The sequence below is a fragment of the Pantoea sp. MBD-2R genome (assembly GCF_039134845.1).
Classification (GTDB): Bacteria; Pseudomonadota; Gammaproteobacteria; order Enterobacterales; family Enterobacteriaceae; genus Erwinia.
On the sequence record NZ_CP152417.1, the window covers coordinates 1488504 to 1505886 of the forward strand.

The 17383-nt window shown below is 54.2% G+C and carries 19 protein-coding genes; 7 read left to right on the forward strand and 12 right to left on the reverse strand.

The window, feature by feature from the left end; all coding sequences use genetic code 11:
- The first annotated feature begins 77 nt into the window (after nt 1–77).
- From potG to potI, 3 genes are read left to right on the forward strand one after another with little or no spacing between them, the layout of a single operon-like run.
- On the forward strand, nt 78–1211 hold the full coding sequence (gene potG, locus AAGQ96_RS06915; protein WP_174822380.1) for a putrescine ABC transporter ATP-binding subunit PotG: 1134 nt from the start codon (nt 78–80) through the stop codon (nt 1209–1211).
- A 49-nt stretch (nt 1212–1260) separates the two neighbouring features.
- Nucleotides 1261–2181 carry a putrescine ABC transporter permease PotH gene (gene potH / locus AAGQ96_RS06920; protein WP_254446346.1) on the forward strand — a complete coding sequence of 307 codons (921 nt, stop codon included), beginning with the start codon at nt 1261–1263 and terminating at the stop codon, nt 2179–2181.
- A complete protein-coding gene (potI, locus tag AAGQ96_RS06925) occupies nt 2178–3020 on the forward strand; it encodes a putrescine ABC transporter permease PotI (protein WP_342755131.1) in 843 nt (280 codons plus the stop codon). Before potH ends, potI begins: the two co-directional genes overlap by 4 nt.
- A 226-nt stretch (nt 3021–3246) precedes the next feature.
- Here the strand turns inward: potI and AAGQ96_RS06930 are convergent, their stop codons facing one another.
- The 3 genes from AAGQ96_RS06930 to AAGQ96_RS06940 are packed head-to-tail and all read right to left on the reverse strand — an operon-like array spanning nt 3247 to nt 5508.
- Nucleotides 3247–4350, reverse strand: a complete 1104-nt coding sequence (locus AAGQ96_RS06930) for a M20 peptidase aminoacylase family protein (RefSeq protein ID WP_342755132.1) — start codon at nt 4348–4350, stop codon at nt 3247–3249.
- Nucleotides 4351–4373: 23 nt separating this feature from the next.
- Nucleotides 4374–4847, reverse strand: a complete 474-nt coding sequence (locus AAGQ96_RS06935) for a YjiG family protein (protein ID WP_342755133.1) — start codon at nt 4845–4847, stop codon at nt 4374–4376.
- On the reverse strand, nt 4837–5508 hold the full coding sequence (locus AAGQ96_RS06940) for a nucleoside recognition domain-containing protein (protein WP_342755134.1): 672 nt from the start codon (nt 5506–5508) through the stop codon (nt 4837–4839). The genes AAGQ96_RS06935 and AAGQ96_RS06940 overlap by 11 nt, the downstream gene beginning before the upstream one ends.
- A gap of 323 nt (nt 5509–5831) precedes the next feature.
- On the opposite strand from AAGQ96_RS06940, the gene AAGQ96_RS06945 reads away from it, so the two are divergent.
- Both AAGQ96_RS06945 and rlmC read left to right on the forward strand, forming a co-directional pair.
- Nucleotides 5832–6311 (forward strand): YbjO family protein, encoded by a 480-nt coding sequence (locus AAGQ96_RS06945; protein ID WP_342755135.1) that lies wholly within the window; start codon nt 5832–5834, stop codon nt 6309–6311.
- A 58-nt stretch (nt 6312–6369) separates the two neighbouring features.
- The gene (gene rlmC / locus AAGQ96_RS06950; RefSeq protein WP_342755136.1) at nt 6370–7497 is read left to right on the forward strand and encodes a 23S rRNA (uracil(747)-C(5))-methyltransferase RlmC; all 1128 of its coding nucleotides are present in this window, start codon (nt 6370–6372) and stop codon (nt 7495–7497) included.
- Here rlmC and AAGQ96_RS06955 read toward each other — a convergent pair.
- The 6 genes from AAGQ96_RS06955 to AAGQ96_RS06980 form a co-directional block, all read right to left on the reverse strand.
- Entirely contained in the window at nt 7480–8241 is a 762-nt protein-coding gene (locus tag AAGQ96_RS06955) for a transporter substrate-binding domain-containing protein (protein WP_147200558.1), read from the reverse strand. The two genes, rlmC and AAGQ96_RS06955, sit on opposite strands and share 18 nt — an antisense overlap.
- 96 nt (nt 8242–8337) lie before the next feature.
- The gene (gene artM, locus AAGQ96_RS06960; RefSeq protein WP_147196570.1) at nt 8338–9006 is read right to left on the reverse strand and encodes an arginine ABC transporter permease ArtM; all 669 of its coding nucleotides are present in this window, start codon (nt 9004–9006) and stop codon (nt 8338–8340) included.
- A complete protein-coding gene (gene artQ, locus AAGQ96_RS06965) occupies nt 9000–9722 on the reverse strand; it encodes an arginine ABC transporter permease ArtQ (protein ID WP_147196572.1) in 723 nt (240 codons plus the stop codon). The genes artM and artQ overlap by 7 nt, the downstream gene beginning before the upstream one ends.
- Before the next feature lie 7 nt (nt 9723–9729).
- Nucleotides 9730–10461 carry an arginine ABC transporter substrate-binding protein gene (gene artJ / locus AAGQ96_RS06970; protein WP_342755137.1) on the reverse strand — a complete coding sequence of 244 codons (732 nt, stop codon included), beginning with the start codon at nt 10459–10461 and terminating at the stop codon, nt 9730–9732.
- 14 nt (nt 10462–10475) lie between these two features.
- Entirely contained in the window at nt 10476–11204 is a 729-nt protein-coding gene (gene artP / locus AAGQ96_RS06975) for an arginine ABC transporter ATP-binding protein ArtP (protein ID WP_147200559.1), read from the reverse strand.
- A 263-nt stretch (nt 11205–11467) separates the two neighbouring features.
- Nucleotides 11468–12001 (reverse strand): lipoprotein, encoded by a 534-nt coding sequence (locus AAGQ96_RS06980; protein ID WP_147196576.1) that lies wholly within the window; start codon nt 11999–12001, stop codon nt 11468–11470.
- Between the two features lie 99 nt (nt 12002–12100).
- On the opposite strand from AAGQ96_RS06980, the gene AAGQ96_RS06985 reads away from it, so the two are divergent.
- Both AAGQ96_RS06985 and AAGQ96_RS06990 read left to right on the forward strand, forming a co-directional pair.
- Nucleotides 12101–12424: a heavy metal-binding domain-containing protein gene (locus tag AAGQ96_RS06985; RefSeq protein WP_147196578.1), complete on the forward strand. Its 324-nt coding sequence runs from the start codon at nt 12101–12103 to the stop codon at nt 12422–12424.
- A complete protein-coding gene (locus AAGQ96_RS06990) occupies nt 12424–13248 on the forward strand; it encodes an N-acetylmuramoyl-L-alanine amidase (protein ID WP_342755138.1) in 825 nt (274 codons plus the stop codon). The genes AAGQ96_RS06985 and AAGQ96_RS06990 overlap by 1 nt, the downstream gene beginning before the upstream one ends.
- Here AAGQ96_RS06990 and ltaE read toward each other — a convergent pair.
- The 3 genes from ltaE to AAGQ96_RS07005 all read right to left on the reverse strand — a co-directional run bounded on the left by ltaE (nt 13208) and on the right by AAGQ96_RS07005 (nt 17155).
- A complete protein-coding gene (gene ltaE / locus AAGQ96_RS06995) occupies nt 13208–14242 on the reverse strand; it encodes a low-specificity L-threonine aldolase (protein ID WP_147200560.1) in 1035 nt (344 codons plus the stop codon). The two genes, AAGQ96_RS06990 and ltaE, sit on opposite strands and share 41 nt — an antisense overlap.
- Nucleotides 14243–14304: 62 nt before the next feature.
- On the reverse strand, nt 14305–16026 hold the full coding sequence (gene poxB / locus AAGQ96_RS07000; protein ID WP_342755139.1) for a ubiquinone-dependent pyruvate dehydrogenase: 1722 nt from the start codon (nt 16024–16026) through the stop codon (nt 14305–14307).
- 232 nt (nt 16027–16258) lie between these two features.
- A complete protein-coding gene (locus AAGQ96_RS07005) occupies nt 16259–17155 on the reverse strand; it encodes a lysine exporter LysO family protein (RefSeq protein ID WP_342755140.1) in 897 nt (298 codons plus the stop codon).
- Between the last annotated feature and the right edge of the window lie 228 nt (nt 17156–17383).

Consider the following 17383-nt stretch of genomic DNA (forward strand, 5'->3'; position numbering starts at 1 on the left):
CAACAGAGGTGCTTGTCCGGCCTCTGTTTTGTTTTTTTATGGCTATGCCAACTGTTAAGCGCCGGAGTGTAATGGAAGTGAACGACGCGATCCCTCGCCCGCAAAAAAAAGTTAGCAAGGCGGTCACGCCATTGCTGGAAATCCGCAATCTGACCAAGTCTTTCGACGGACAACATGCGGTTGATGACATTAATCTGACTATCTTCAATGGCGAAATCTTTGCGCTGCTGGGTGCATCCGGCTGTGGAAAGTCAACGCTGCTGCGTATGCTGGCCGGATTCGAGCCGCCAACTTCCGGTCAGATCCTGCTTGATGGTCAGGATCTGTCTCATGTTCCGCCTTATCAGCGTCCGATCAATATGATGTTTCAGTCCTACGCGCTGTTCCCGCACATGACGGTTGAACAGAATATCGCCTTTGGGCTGAAGCAGGATCGCCTGCCTAAAGATGAAATTGCCAGCCGCGTGGCCGAGATGCTGACCCTGGTGCATATGACGGAGTACGCAAAGCGTAAACCGCACCAGCTCTCAGGCGGGCAGCGCCAGCGTGTGGCGTTAGCTCGCAGTCTTGCCAAGCGTCCGAAACTGCTGCTGCTGGATGAGCCAATGGGCGCGCTGGATAAAAAGCTGCGCGATCGTATGCAGCTTGAGGTTGTCGATATCCTGGAACGCGTCGGCGCAACCTGCGTTATGGTGACGCACGACCAGGAAGAAGCAATGACCATGGCCGGACGTATCGCCATTATGAACCGGGGCAAGTTTGTGCAGATTGGCGAGCCGGAAGAAATCTACGAGCATCCCACCACGCGCTACAGCGCCGAATTTATTGGTTCGGTAAACCTGTTTGAAGGCCTGCTGCGTGAACGTCGCGCCGAGGGTTTGATTATCGACAGTCCGGGCTTGCTGCATCCGCTAAAAGTGGATTCGGATGCCTCGGTAATGGAAGGCGTACCGGTCCATGTCGCGCTGCGCCCGGAGAAGGTGATGCTGTGCGAAGAGATCCCGGCGGACGGCAATAACTTTGCCGTTGGCGAAGTGGTGCATATTGCCTATCTTGGCGACCTGTCGATTTACCATGTGCGACTGCATAGCGGTCAGATGATCAGCGCACAGTTGCAAAATGCTCATCGTTTCCGCAAAGGTGCGCCGACCTGGGGAGACGAAGTTCGTCTTTGCTGGGATGCGGACAGCTGCGTGGTTCTGACGGTGTAGTGGGGGAGCCATGAATCAACGTTCTGATACCGCTTCTCCGCCCGTTCGGATGAAGCAAAAACGTCCCGGCCTGTTTAGCACGTTACAATCAAGACAGGGCCGCAAGCTGGTTATCGCGCTGCCTTACCTGTGGCTGGTGCTGCTGTTCCTGCTGCCGTTTTTAATCGTACTGAAAATCAGTTTTTCAGATATCGCGCGTGCCATTCCGCCTTATACGGATCTGGTGACATGGGCCGATGGCCAACTGACCATGGTGATGAACCTGGGCAACTACCTGACGCTGACCGACGACCCGCTGTATATCGATGCTTATCTGCATTCATTACAGGTCGCCGCGATTTCTACCGTCATCTGCCTGCTAATTGGCTATCCACTTGCCTGGGCAATCGCGCACAGCCCGCGTTCCACACGCAACATTCTGCTGCTGTTGGTGATCCTGCCTTCCTGGACGTCGTTTTTGGTACGCGTCTACGCCTGGATGGGCATCCTTAATGACAACGGCATTCTGAACCGCTTTTTGCTGTGGACGGGTGTTATCGATCATCCGATAGCGATTCTGTACACCAACCTGGCGGTCTACATCGGTATCGTTTACTGCTATCTGCCGTTTATGGTGTTGCCGATCTATACCGCGCTGACGCGTATCGATTACTCGCTGGTGGAAGCGGCACTGGATTTGGGCGCTCGTCCGCTGAAAACCTTTTTCAGCGTGATTGTGCCACTCACCAAAGGCGGTATTATCGCCGGTTCCATGCTGGTATTTATTCCTGCGGTAGGCGAATACGTCATCCCGGAACTGCTTGGCGGCCCGGACAGCATTATGATTGGACGCGTGCTCTGGCAGGAGTTCTTTAATAACCGCGACTGGCCGGTCGCCTCGGCGCTGGCGGTGATTATTCTGTTAATCCTGATCCTGCCGATTATCTGGTTCCACAAGCATCAGAATAAAGAGATGGGAGAGAAGGCATGAGTTTACCCGTTGTCCGTTCGCCCTGGCGTATCGTTATTCTGGTGTTTTGTTTCTTCTTCCTGTACGCGCCGATGGCGCTGCTGGTGATTTACTCCTTTAACTCTTCTCAGCTGGCCGCGTGGGAAAGCTTCTCGCTGCACTGGTACAACGTATTATTTCATGATGATGCAATGATTAGTGCCGTAACGCTAAGTCTGAGTATTGCCGCACTGGCCGCTACCGCAGCGGTGGTGTTGGGAACGATTGCGGCGGTGGTCATCGTACGGTTTGGGCGTTTTAAAGGCTCAACCGGTTTTGCTTTTATGCTGACGGCACCGCTGGTGATGCCGGATGTGATCACCGGTCTGTCGCTGCTGCTGCTGTTTGTGGCGATGGGCAATACCTTTGGCTGGCCGGGCGATCGCGGCATGCTGACTATCTGGCTGGCACATGTGACCTTCTGTACGGCTTATGTGGCGGTGGTGATCAATTCGCGACTGCGCGAGCTGGATCGCTCAATTGAGGAAGCCGCGATGGATCTTGGCGCAACGCCGCTGAAGGTCTTTTTCGTCATTACCCTGCCAATGATAGCGCCGGCGATTGTCACCGGCTGGTTGCTGGCCTTTACGCTCTCGCTGGACGACCTGGTTATTGCAAGCTTCGTCACCGGGCCGGGCGCGACAACCTTGCCAATGCAGATCTTTGCCACCGTGCGTCGCGGCGTTAATCCGGAAATCAACGCGCTGGCGTCACTGATCCTGTTCGTGGTTGGCATCGTCGGCTTTATCGCCTGGCGATTTATGGCGCACGAAGAGAAGCAGCGACTAAGGGATATTCGCAAGGCCCGTGGCGGACATTAAATAGTTCTTCCTCAACAGTTGATATGAAAATGTCCGGTGCCTGTAAAGAGGGGCCGGGCATTTTTTATGTTGAGATTGTTCACTGCTGAAGAATATGACGAGTCATTCCCGGAGGGCTGGATATTCTCCTGGCGTCTCTTTTGTATTTTTCCCTTGCCTGAAACCATAACCAGCAGAGGTGCCAGCCCTCCAGATTAACTCCAAAGGTTTTGTACTTGCGCCAGTATTAGCCCAACACTTTATTCACGCAGGCTTTAAAGATTTTTACGCCAACCGGCAGCGAGTTCAGATCGAAACGCATATCGGGATGGTGCAGGCCGGGTACCAGCCCTGAGCCTAAGCCCCAAAAGCCCGCTTTAACCTGTGGACGCTGAACCGGATAGTGGAAGAAGTCCTCGCTGCCCGGCGTTGATCGAACCGACATCAACGCCTCTTCGCCCAGTACTTCGGTAATCGCTCCTGCAATCAGCGTGGTCATCTCGTCGTCGATCTCGGCGGCGGGCATCGACTTCACTATCTCGATTTCAGCGGTTGCGCCGAATGCGGCCACGCTCTGCAAAACGGCGCGTTCAACCCGGGATTGCAGCAGCGTCATATCTTCGTTTTCTGCCGCGCGCAGATCGAATATGACACGAGCCTCATCAGGTACCGAATTGGTGACGCCCGCATCGCATAAAAAGCGGGTGGCTTTTGCGCTCCAGCTTTTGCCTGGTGGCAGATGGATGGCATTGACGGCCTGCACTGCGCTCACGGCCGCGTCCAGTGCGTTGATGCCCAGATGCGGGCGTGCGGCATGGGCCGTCTGACCACGCACGGTTACTTCGATAGTCAGGCAGGCAGAATAGCGGACGGCAGGAATAGCGGTTCCGACCGCACACTCTTCTGCCGGACGCACATGGAAGCCCAGTATCATATCCACATCATCAACCGCGCCTCCGGCAATCATCGCCAGCGCGCCGGTACCCAACTCTTCAGCAGGCTGGAAAATAAGCTTCAGCCGGCCTTTTTTTACCGCTTTTTCCGCCATCAGCTCCTGCGCCGCCGTCAGTACTACCGAGGAATGCCCGTCATGACCACAGGTATGGCGTGCGCAGGCTTCACCGTTGATGATATGGCCGAGGGCATCCATATCAGCGCGTAGCGCCAGCGTCGGCCCCGGCACGCCGCTGTCCAGCACGGCCACGATGCCCGTTGTGCCATTAAAATTGTCCGTAACCCGATAGCCAGCGGCTTTCAACTGCTGGCTGATATAGGCAGAGGTTTTGAATTCCTGAAAACCCAGTTCCGGAATTTCATGCAGATAAGCGTAATGTTCTAAAACTTTTAACACGTTCAGTCTCCATCAGGCGGCGATCAGGCGATAAGGCGCATCACCAGCATAGCGATAACTGCGTTAATGACGCTGGTCAGCATCAGCAGCGGCCAGTATTTTTTCGGCACATCAGAAACGCCCAGCAGGCGTCCCATATATTGCAGTTGAGAACCCATCAGAAAAATAGCGGGAGCCAGAATAGTAATATCAATACCCGTTAGCACGCCCTTTGCCAGCAGGCTGACCGCCACGCCGGTTCCGGCGGAAGAAGAGAGCCAGGCGGTTAATAAAACGGTGATCGCTTCGCCGGGCAGGCCAAAAAGTCCCATAACCGGCGCAAAAACCTTACCGATAAAGCCCATGACGCCAAGCAAATTGAGCATTTCGGCAATGACATAGGCCATCACCACGTTGGGCATCAGGTTATGTGTGGCAATATGAAACCCTTTCCTGGCCCCCACAACGAAGATATCAAAAGGGTTGCTGCTGAGCGCAACCTGCGGTTTATTCTGCACAGGTAAAATCCTTTTTATAAACGGTATTCAGCGCCAGCCGGACGAAGGCGGCCCCAACAAATTTCAGCACGAACATCACCACCAGCGGCACCAGCACCGGCAGTGAAAGCGAAAGAAACAGCGCCGAGCCGATAGCGAAATAGTTATTGATCAGGCCCGCGCCGGAATATTGCCAGGCCGCCATAATCACCACCTCTTTTTTAGTAATCTGTTTCTCGTCATACAGCTCTTTGGTCAGGGCGGCACCCGCATCGGTACTTTGCAGATCGGTAATCAGCGCCAGGCCACAGCGGCCAGGAATGCCTAAAATCGGTTTGAGAAGCGGGGTCAGTAGCTTATGCGCAGCGCGGATAGCGCCGTAGTGGGTAAAGATTTCCAGCAGGCCCAGCGCCAGCATTACGGTCGGTATCAGTGAAAGGGCGAACAGAAATCCCGCTTTTGCGCCCGTGCCGCCTTCGCCTAAAAAGGTGGCGTGAGCGGCATCTTTAATCGCCCCAAACTTTCCGCCGAGGGTGGTGAAATCAAAGGCTCCCAGCCATTTCATGCCCTCAATATTAAAAAACAGCCCGGAGAAAAACAGTATTGCCACAATCAGGGCAAGATACGCCCCCAGACCAGGAGACCATTGTTGCGGGGGATTGACCTTCTCATTTGGCATCATTTGAAACTCCCTGAATAACTTTTGGTAATTGCGCAGCAAAGGTTTCCGGAGGTGGAAAGATTGCCTAATCTGCGCTAAAAATAGCTAACGGCTATTTCTCAGGAACAAGCAGGTATCGTGCCAGAAAACGGAAACAGGCCGGAAAACGAGAAAAAGCCGCTTTCATGTCGGCTGGCACGGATTTTCGCCGTCCTTGCAGAAGGCGTGTTGCCGTCAGGGAACAACAGCCTGGGCGTATTTTCTGTTGCAGCCGTTCGGAACCGGTCACGATCGGGTGGCGATGCACTCATTAAGTGCATCAACATCTTCAGCAGGAGAAAGCGATGTCAGAGGTGCTGAAAGAAGGGCAGGCGGCCCTGAAATCAAGTTCATCCGTACCGGTTCCCGTACTGGTCGCGGGGACGGCTATCATTGCTACCCGATTATTAGGCGTTGCGCTCCAGGCGCATGAGCTGGGTTTAGACGAGGTGCTCAGATTCGTGCATCGCAGCGCGCAGGCCTGGGATTCCACGCTGATTTTTATCGCCAGCCAGCTGTTGTTCTTTTTTGAATTGCGCTGCGCTATAGCAGTAATGCGTGGCCGCAACTGGGGACGGTGGGGATTCGGGCTGTCGCAGTTAGCGATCGTGTTTTATCTTTTTATCGCTTCAATGGGCTGGGTCTACCCTGAGCTTTTTAGCGTCAGTGGCGAAAACGGCCAGCAGATCCTCCACCTGCTGATTTCTCAAAAGCTGCCCGATTTGCTGGTTCTGCTGCTGTTGTTTGTCCCTGCGAGCAGCCGGGATTTTTTTCGGCAACGCTAAACGTACAGTGATACAATCTTCGCCCGCTTTTCGCTTTACGGAATAAACAGGCCTCTACATGCACTGCGCCCTTTATGATGCCGACCGCTGCCGCTCATGCCAGTGGCTGGACACCCCATACCCTCATCAGCTCGATCGCAAGCAGGAAAACCTGCGCCAGCTGCTTAATGAACAGCCGGTCAGGCAGTGGTTGCCTCCGGCCATTTCTGCTCAGCAGGCATTTCGTAACAAAGCGAAGATGGTGGTTAGCGGTAGCGTCGAGCGCCCAATTTTTGGCATCGTACATCGTGACGGCACGCCAGTGGATCTCTGTGAATGTCCGTTATATCCGTCGACTTTTGCTGAGGTATTTTCCCGGCTGAAGCCTTTTATTGCTCAGGCTGGCCTGACGCCCTATAACGTGGCACGCAGACGTGGCGAGTTAAAATTTATCCTGCTGACGCAAAGTACGCACAGCGGCGAAATGATGCTGCGATTTGTCTTGCGCTCTAAAGAGAAGCTGGCGCAGCTGGTGCGTGCATTGCCTGGGCTGCGCGAGCAGCTACCACAGCTGAGCGTCATTTCGGCGAATATTCAGCCGGTGCATATGGCTATTCTGGAAGGTGAGGAGGAGATCCCGCTGAGCGAAAACCAGACGCTTGCCGAGCAGTTAAACGATGTACCGCTGTGGATCCGTCCGCAAAGCTTCTTCCAGACGAATCCGGCCGTGGCTTCTTCACTGTACGCTACGGCACGGCAGTGGGTTAGCGAGCTGAATATCAGCAGCATGTGGGATCTGTTCTGCGGCGTGGGAGGCTTTGGTCTGCATTGCGCCACGCCGGAGATGGCGCTGACCGGGATTGAAATCAGTGCCGAAGCCATTGCCTGCGCCACACGCTCTGCTGAATTGATGGGCATGAAAAAAGTGAGTTTTGCCGCGCTCGATTCTACCGCCTTTGCCACTGGCGAAGGTGAAGTGCCCGATCTGGTGCTGGTGAATCCGCCGCGCCGCGGAATTGGCGTCGGGCTGTGCGACTATCTTAGCCAAATGGCCCCTGCATTTATCCTCTATTCCAGCTGCAACGCGCAGACTATGGCCAGCGATATTGCTCGCCTGAACGCGTATGCCGTCGAAAAAGTGCAGCTGTTCGATATGTTCCCGCACACCGCGCACAGCGAAGTGCTGGTTCTACTGCGACGACTTTGAAGGCTGTCCGCTGTTGCTGCCAAACCAGCGAAGCCTGAGCTGGCGTAACGTACCGTCGTCGCTCAGGCTTTGCAGCGCGGCGTTTAGGCTGCTCTTCAGCGCGTTATTATCTTTGCGCACGGCCATCGCCACACCGTAGCCAAAAAAATGGCTGTCGCGGACGGGCTGGCCGACAGCAGCCAGCTCGGGATGCGATTTCAGTACTTCGTGCATCGAAGGCGTATCGCCAAGGATCGCGTCAATCCGACTGTTTCGAATGTCCAGCAGCGCGTTCTGATAGTTGTCATAACTGACGGCGACCATATCCGGCCACTTTAAGGTCAGCCATGCCTGATGGGTCGTTTCGCTGCCCACGCCGATGCGCTTTCCCTTTAACTGCTCAATCGCAGCGTAACGGCCTTTAACGGCAATCAGCGTGGCGGAATTGATAAAGTAGGGCTGGGTAAAATCGACCTGTTCCTGACGCTCGGCCGTAACGTCGATACCGGAAATAACCACATCGTAGCGTTGAAACTTCAGTGAAGGCAGCAGCCGGTCAAAATCATTGTTGGTGAAGACACAGGTACGCTGCATCCGTGCACAGACGGCATTTGCCAGATCGATATCAAATCCTGCCAGCTGATTGTCATCGTTGAGATATTCAAAAGGAGGATTGATCGCGGCTGTTGCGATACGAATGGGGGGCGATGCAAATACAGGTATGCTGAAACCGATCAGCAGCAGGGGCAGTACAAATCTGAGCATCATTCGAGTCCTTGCGATCGAAAAAACCCGATTAGTATGTCTGCTCCCGCTGCGATGTTATCCGTTGATTAACCAGTAAAGAAGGGCTGTTATCCGTCAGTTACGGCGCTCGAAGGCCAGCGCACGGCGTTCAATTAATCGCATCATCAGCGTCAGCAAACCGTTTACACAAAGATAAATTACCCCTGCTGCCGCAAAGACCGTTACGTCATAGGTACGGCCATACAGCAGCTGCCCGTGTCCCATCACCTCCATCAGCGTGATGGTGTAAGCCAGCGAGGTACTTTTAAACACCAGCACCACCTCATTCGAATAGGAAGAGAGGGCGCGTTTAAAAGCATAGGGTAAAAGAATGCGCAGCGTATCTTTTCGGTTCATGCCCAGCGCGGCACAGGATTGCCACTGGCCGGCAGGAATCGCCCGCACCGCACCATAAAACAGCTGAGTGGTGTAGGCGGCACTGTTTAGCGACAGCGCCAGCAGCGCACAAAGCCAGGGCTGAGAAAGCAGATGCCACAGCCAGGGAACGGACTGAATGGATGGGAACTGGCCCGGACCGTAGTAGATCAGGAAAATCTGCACCAGCAGCGGCGTGCCGGTAAACAAGGTGATATAGACACGCACCAGCGCATTCAGGCCTGGCACTTTAAGCGACAGGATGACGGTAAACAACAGTGAGAGCAGCAGCGCCAAAATCAGCGAAGCGACCGTTAACGTCAGGCTGGTATGCAGGCCTTTTAGCAGCTCAGGCAAATAGCTCAGCATCCGTTATTCCCCTGCTCAAAACGCGTCGTCCGCGCTTCAATACGTTTAAGGATCTGCTGGCTCAACAGGGTGATAATCAGATAGATAGCCGCAGCACAGACGTACCAGGTAAAAGGTTCCTGAGTGCGCGCTGCAATGCTTTTGGTCTGCAACATAATGTCATTAACGCTAATCAACGAAACCAACGCGGTATCCTTCAGCAGCACCAGCCACTGATTTCCCAAACCCGGCAGGGCATGTCGCCACATCTGCGGCAGAATCAAACGGAAAAAAATCGCCGCCGTTTTCATCCCCAGCGCCTGGCCCGACTCCCACTGGCCTTGCGGTACCGCTTTTAATGCGCCACGTAAGGTTTGGGAAGCGTAGGAGGAATAGAGTATCGATAACGCAATCACGCCGCACAGGAACGGGCTGACGTCAAAATTCTCAATGGCTATTTGCACCGGAACATCAGTGAACCCAAGATGGATCGTGAAGCCATCGGAAAGCGTTAGCAGCAGCTGAGAGGCGCCGAAATAGACGAAAAGCACCACCAGAATTTCCGGCAGGCCACGAAACATCGTCACCAGACCGGTGCCGAGCCAGGCAATTGGCCGCCAGCGTGCTGACTCCCAGACGGCAAACAGCATCGCCAGAATCAGGCCAACCACCAGCGCAGAAACGGCAAGGCCGACGGTCATACCGGCGGCGCTTGCAAGAGGATAAAGTTCGTTCATTCAGGAATTACTGCTGGAACCATTTGCTGTAGATAGTTTTGTAAGTGCCGTTGGCCTTTACTTTATCCAGTGCGGTGTTGAACTTGTTTTGCAGGTCGGTATTACCCTGACGAACCGCGATGCCGAGACCGGTGCCGAAGTAGGCTTTGTCCGTGACTTTTTCACCAACCGGTGCCAGCGTAGCGTTTTGCTTCAGCCATTCGTTAACCACCGCCGTGTCGCCGAAGACGGCATCGATACGGCCATTTTTCAAATCCAGAATGGCATTTTGATAGCTGTCATACGGCACCATGCTGACACCTGACATTTTTTCAGTCAGGTATTTCTGGTGAGTCGTTCCGTTCTGCACGCCAACGCGCTTGCCCTTCAGCGCGTCCACGCTGGCAACTTTGCCTTTCTGCGCAATAAACAGCGCGGAGTTGTCGTAATAAGTTTTAGAGAACAGCACCTGTTTCTCACGTTCAGGCGTAACGTCCATCCCCGCCATTACCGCATCGAAGCGGCGGAATTTCAGGCTGGGGATCAGGCTGTCAAACGCCTGATTGGTAAAGGTACAGGTCGCGTTTATTTCACGGCACAGCGCATTGGCTAAATCAACATCGAAGCCCTGAATTTTGTTATCGGAATCAACAAATTCAAACGGAGGATAGGATGCTTCGGTCGCAAAACGGATGGTCTGGGCAGCGCTTGCGCTCAGGCTTAATCCGGCTAACAGCGCGGCAAGTACGATTTTTTTCATCATTATGTCCTGCATCAGTGCGATAGATAATTAGCAAACGCGTCGGTTTGCGGCTGTGTAAAGCGGCTGGCATCACCCTGTTCAACCACGTAACCATTTTCCATATACACTACGCGGCTGGCGGTTTTACGCGCCACTTCGACTTCGTGGGTGACAATCACCTGAGTAATATTGGTCTGGGCCAGTTCCTGAATGATCGAAACAATCTGAGCGGTGATCTCAGGATCCAGCGCGGCGGTAGGTTCATCGAACAGCAACACCGCAGGCTCCATCATCAACGCACGGGCAATGGCGACGCGCTGCTGCTGACCACCCGAAAGATGCAGTGGAAAACGATCGGCAAATTTGGTCAGACGCAAACGGTCCAACAGTTTATCGGCGCGGGCATGGGCTAACTCTTTATTCAGACCCAGTACGCGGCAGGGCGCTTCAATCAGGTTTTGCTTCACCGTCAGGTGAGGCCAGAGATTGTATTGCTGAAAGACCATGCCGACGTTTTGACGCAGTTCACGGATGGCGGCGTCGCCTGGCTTTTTGCTGAAGTCAAAATGATGACCCGCAATGCCCAACGTACCGGATCGCGGCATCTCAAGCAGGTTTAAAACGCGCAGCAGAGAGCTCTTACCGGCACCGCTTGGACCCAGCAGAACCAGCGTTTCGCCTTCGGGGCACGCCAGTTGAATGTCAAACAGCGCCTGATGGGCGCCATAAAAGCAGTTAATACCGTTAAGTTGAATACTCATGCGCAAAAAGTGAATAGCAATTGATGCTGCGAATGGTAACGTTGACGGCATACTTATGCAATCATCGTGGCGAAAAATTCGTTTCTGACCGTGAATATTGTTAAAGGCTAGCACAAAATGGCGTGAATCGGGTGAAAATACATCAGCTAAGGTGAGCACAACGGTATAAGTAGTGGTTTGTCAGGCGACAAAAATGTTAAGACGCGCGCGAGACGAGACGGGAAAAAAGCGACACGGGCCCTGGATAGCCCGTGCCGAGTCTCTTACTTCAGCAAACGCTGACTCAGGGAGCCGCCGTCAAGATGCGGGTTCGGGCTGGCATAACGGATATCATCTACGGTCCAGCACGTCCCTTCCCGTACCATCAGCACTTCATCCTGCCACGGTGGGTTGCCATCGCGGCTCAGGTTCACCCGCAGGGGAATATTACGCGCGTCAGTATTAGGAATGGTCGATGAATCCGCTACGCTGGCTGAGTCAGGTCCGGCTGCCAGGCTGGAAAAAAGATCGCCCTGATTTAACTGGCTTTCCTTTTTCGGATCGCTATTGGCGGCCAGCAGCGTTTGATAAAGTTTACCGCTCAGGTAAGGGCGATATTTTGCCAGCTGTTGAGCATTTGGCAGTCCTTGTGTCGGCTGTTCAGTGCGTAAATCGTAAAACTGTTGTGCAACAGAATCCGGGCCGCCATCGACGCACGGGCCGGTACGGCTACCAATGTCCTTGTAAGCGGGTTGTACCGTGGTACAGGCGCTGAGCAGCAGCGCCAGCGGAGCCAGTGCGGCAAGCTGGATTTTCATCTTGATTTCCTTATGGTTTCTGGATGACGATTTTTAGCATAAAGTATAGCCGCTCTGCTTGACTACAAGGGCTACACTCAACTTTCAGGAGGAAACGCGATGAAATTTTCTACTACCCCAACGCTGGAAGGCCAGCCGATTACCGAATACTGCGGCGTTGTCACCGGTGAAGCGATTCTTGGCGCGAACATCTTTCGCGATTTTTTTGCCGGGATCCGCGATATCGTTGGTGGCCGCTCTGGCGCCTATGAGAAAGAATTGCGTAAAGCACGCCAAATCGCCTTTGCGGAACTGGAAGACCAGGCAAAAGCGTTAGGGGCGGATGCAGTGGTCGGTATTGATATCGATTACGAGACGGTTGGCAAAGACAGCAGCATGCTGATGGTCAGCGTCAGCGGCACTGCTGTAAAAACGCGTCGCTGATGCGTCTGATGTTCGCGCTTGCAGCCGCCCTGCTGCTAAGCGCCTGTGCGCCGTCAGGACTGGAAAAACATCACGGCTACGTGGTGGATACCACCCATCCCGCCTGGGGCGCGCGACCGCGCATAAAAGTGCTGGTCATCCATTACACGGCGGAAGATTTTCCCAGTTCGCTGGCAACGCTGACCGATCGCGAAGTGAGCGCGCATTATCTGATTCCGGCGCAGCCACAAGAGCAGGGCAAGCTGCCTGTGGTATTACGTCTGGTGCCAGAATCTCAGCTTGCATGGCATGCAGGGATCAGCTTCTGGCGAGGCGCAACGCGGTTGAACGATACTTCTGTTGGCATTGAGCTGGAAAACCGCGGATACAGGGGGCACGCCGGTGAACGCGTCTGGTATCCCTTCAGCGCGCCGCAGATGAGCGTGCTGCTTCCGTTAATGCACGACATCGTACAGCGCTATGCTTTACTGCCGCAGAACGTTGTGGGTCACAGCGATATTGCGCCGCAGCGTAAGCAGGATCCCGGGCCGCTGTTTCCCTGGCACTGGCTGTCTCAGCAGGGCATCGGTGCCTGGCCTGACGGCAAGCGCGTTGATTATTATCTGGCAGGAAGAGCGCCGGAGCAGCCGATCGATCCGGCGGTATTGTTATCATTACTGGCGCGTTATGGCTATGAAGTCACGCCGGACATGAGCGCAAAACAGCAGCAAAAAGTCATTGCGGCATTTCAAATGCATTTCCGTCCGGCGGATTATTGCGGTCTGGCCGATGCCGAAAGCGAGGCTATTGCGCGCGCGCTGCTGGAGAAGTACGGTTCGGACTAGCCAAAAATGCTTCCCATTCGCTTACCAGCGTTTCCAGCGCATGACGATCCACGTCCAGATGCGTTACCAGGCGAGTCACCGAACCGGTACTGAGCAAAATGTTTTTGCTGTGCATCCATTCTTTCAGCGGTGCGACCTGTGATTCCGGCAGGCGTACAAACACCATATTGGTATCCTGACGGGAAACATCGACGCCAATCTCTCTCAGCTGTCCGGCCAGCCAGGCGGCATTGTTATGGTCATCTTTTAGTCGCGCAATATGGTGTTCCAGCGCGTACAGGCCACCGGCAGCGAGAATGCCCGTCTGACGCATTGCGCCGCCGGTCATCTTGCGCCAGCGCCGCGCCCGCTGAATATACGCTTCAGAGCCGCACAGCAGCGAACCGGCTGAGGTACCCAATCCTTTTGACAGGCAAATAGTTAGCGTGTCGCAATAACGGGTTAGTTCTTCCAGTTCGACGCCCAGCTCAACCGCAGCATTGAAAATGCGTGCGCCGTCAACGTGCAGCGCAAGCTTGCGTTCACGGGTAAAGTTCCAGGCATCCCGTAAATAATTGAGTGGCAAAACTTTGCCGTTATGGGTGTTTTCCAGACTGAGCAGCTTTGTCATAGCGAAATGAAAATCATCGGGTTTGATAAACTGCGCGACAACGTCCAGCGGCAAGGTGCCGTCTGCTGCGGCAAGGATTGGCTGCGGCTGGATACTGCCCAATACGGCTGCGCCGCCCGCTTCGTATTTGTAGTTATGGGCCAGTTGCCCAACGATATATTCTTCGCCACGCTGGCAGTGGCAGAGCAGGGCGACAAGATTAGCTTGCGTACCGGTAGGTAAAAACAGGGCTGCGGCTTTGCCGCTGAGCGTTGCCGCTTTCGCTTCCAGCGCGTTGACCGTCGGGTCATCGCCGTACACATCGTCGCCCGTTTCCGCCGACATCATTGCTGACAGCATCGCGGCGCTGGGACGAGTAACTGTATCACTGCGTAAATCGATCACCATTGCGTTCCTCTTATAAAAACGGACGCCGCAGCGCCCGTAACAAAAGACCCACAATGGTTTTACCGTAGCCAGTTGGTTTTTGCCAGCTCAACGACTTCATTACCCCTGCCGTTGATCAACGCGCGCAGCATATACAGGCTAAAGCCTTTTGCCTGCTCCATTTTAATCTGCGGCGGCATCACCAGTTCTTCACTGGCCGTCACCACGTCCAGTAATACCGGGCCGTCGTGGGCCAGCATCTCCTGGATTGCGGCATCCAGATCGGAAGCACGCTCCACACGAATGCCTTTCACGCCGCAGGCATTGGCAATGGCAGCAAAGCTTGGGTTTTGCAACGCTGTACCGTCGGTCAGATAGCCGCCGGACTGCATCTCCATCGCTACAAAGCCCAGTACGCTATTATTAAAGACGACCAGCTTGACCGGCAGTTTCAGCTGAGCGACGGAGAGAAAATCGCCCATCAGCATTGAAAAACCGCCATCACCGCACATCGCGATAACCTGGCGCTGTCTGTCAATTGACTGCGCACCGAGCGCCTGCGGCATTGCGTTGGCCATCGAGCCATGGTTGAACGATCCGATCAGGCGGCGCTTGCCGTTCATTTTCAGATAACGTGCAGCCCAGACGGTCGGTGTGCCGACGTCACAGGTGAAGATCGCGTCGTCACTGGCAAACGTGCTGAGCTGCTGCGCCAGATACTGCGGGTGAATCGCCTGTTTATCATTGGCCGTGGCCAGGTCATCAAGATCCTTCCTGGCTTCCTGATAGTGCTTCAGCGCTTTGTCGAGGAAATCCCGATCCTGTTTCACTTCCAGCAGCGGCTGCAAGGCAAGCAGCGTGGTTCGGATATCGCCAATCAGTGCCATATCGACATGGCAGTGAGAGCCGAGGCTGCCGGGATCGATATCGATCTGAATGATCTTCGCTTTTTCAGGATAAAAAGCGCGATAGGGGAAGCGCGTGCCAAGCAGCACGACGGTATCAGCGTTCATCATGGCCTGAAAACCGGAAGAGAAGCCAATCAGCCCGGTCATTCCCACATCGTAAGGATTGTCATATTCAACGTGTTCTTTGCCACGCAGCGCATGAACAATGGGTGCTTTTAACGTTTCCGCCAGCTTCACCAGTTCAGGATGAGCGCCTGCGCAGCCACAGCCGCACATCAGGGTGATGTTTTTTGATTCATTGAGCAGTTGCGCCAGCTTGGTCAGCTCGCCTGTAGCCGGTAAAACTAACGGCTGCTGAGGCGGATACCATTCGGCGCTGGCGCCCTCAGGAGCCGGTTGCAGCGCTATATCGCCGGGCAGGACCACCACGGAAACGCCACGGTTCAGGATAGCTTTGCGCATCGCAATGCCTAACACCTGCGGCAACTGTTCCGGATTGGATACCAGTTCACAGTAATGGCTGCACTCTTTGAACAGCTCCTGCGGATGCGTTTCCTGAAAATAGCCGCTGCCGATTTCGCTGGAAGGAATGTGGGCGGCAATGGCCAGTACCGGCACGTTGTTACGATGGCAGTCAAACAGCCCGTTGATCAGATGCAGGTTGCCCGGCCCACAGGACCCGGCGCAAACGGCCAGCTCACCGCTGATCTGCGCCTCAGCGCCCGCGGCGAAAGCGGCCACTTCTTCATGACGAGTTGGCATCCATTCGATGGTGCCCATGCGATTCAGACTGTCGCTCAGGCCGTTAAGTGAATCCCCGGTGACGCCCCAAATGCGTTTAACGCCGGCGTTTTCAAGTGTTTTTGCTACCAGTGCAGCTACAGTTTGTTTCATCTCTGGCTCCTTTTTATGCAGTGAAAGGGTCATCGTCCCGATGGCAAGATGATCTTCAGCAAAAAGCATAGTCGAGGCTGAGAGAAGGGCGAGCGGATGCTAACGGACAGTTTCCCGGTAAAGAGTGCAACTCTCCCAAAGCCACGCCAGGTGGCTCTGGTTTTGCAACAATGAACCCACCGCTCTGCACGAGTGGGTAAAAGAAGTGTAACCTGGCGTAAAACTAAACGCGTTAAGCCGCAAAGAACGCAATTAACACCGGGGCCAGCAGGCTGAGAATGAAGCCATGTACGATAGCCGCTGGGACAATTTCCATGCCACCGCTACGCTGTAGCACCGGCAGCGTGAAATCCATTGAGGTTGCCCCACACAGGCCCAGCGCGGTTGAGCGATGCCGGGATATGAGCGCTGGAATAAACATAATCGCCATCAGCTCGCGCAACAGATCGTTGAAAAATGCCGCGCTGCCAATGACCGGGCCGAAAGCGCCGCTCATCATAATACCGGAAAGGGAATACCAGCCAAAGCCGGAGGCCATCGCCAGACCGGTTCTGAGCGGTAAATTCAGCATTAGCGCGGCAATGACGCCGCCGACCAGCGCGCTCATAAAGACCATAAAGGCCACAATCATTCCGCGCCGGTTGAGCACAATCTGTTTGAGTGTCATGCCACTTCCACGCAGCTGCACACCCACCAGAAACAGCAGAAAAAGCAGCGCATATTCACTGGCGGTGGAGGCGTAAGACAACGGTCCCCAGTGACTGAGACCTGTGACGAAACCGAGAACGACGACGCCGCAGAGTTTCAGCGATTCCAGCGCCATCTGTAATCTTGAAGGAAGCACTTCCAGACGATGATTGTGCTGCCATGGACGGCGATTTTCCAACAGGCGCAGCGCTAACAGATTACATAGCAGGATACAGGCCGCGCTCACCAGGCAATATTGCACTATTGAAAGCAGGTTATGGACCAGATTGTCCAGAAAAGCCAGGCTGATCCCCATGAAAAACAGGATGATATAAACCATCCAGCTCAATACTTTGTTGACCATGGTAATCAGGGCAGCATTTTTCGGTAATAAATAGCCAACGATCAGCGGAATCAGAATGATCAGTAATCCGGAGTACATGCGGCGGGTCATCCATGGCAAAAGGAAGGTAAGGCGCTATTCTCGCGGAGTTTTTTTATTGAGTAAAGGCTTCATCGCGGGCCGTCCTGACGCCGTATGAAAAAATTTTAAGGAAATTAATTTCATGTAAACACGCCTTGAAAAATGACAGGACGGCTCCATTTTACTAGTGTTGGTAATTGTTACCCATAAAAATGCCAGCGCGGTTGGCTGGCATTTTATCGCAAG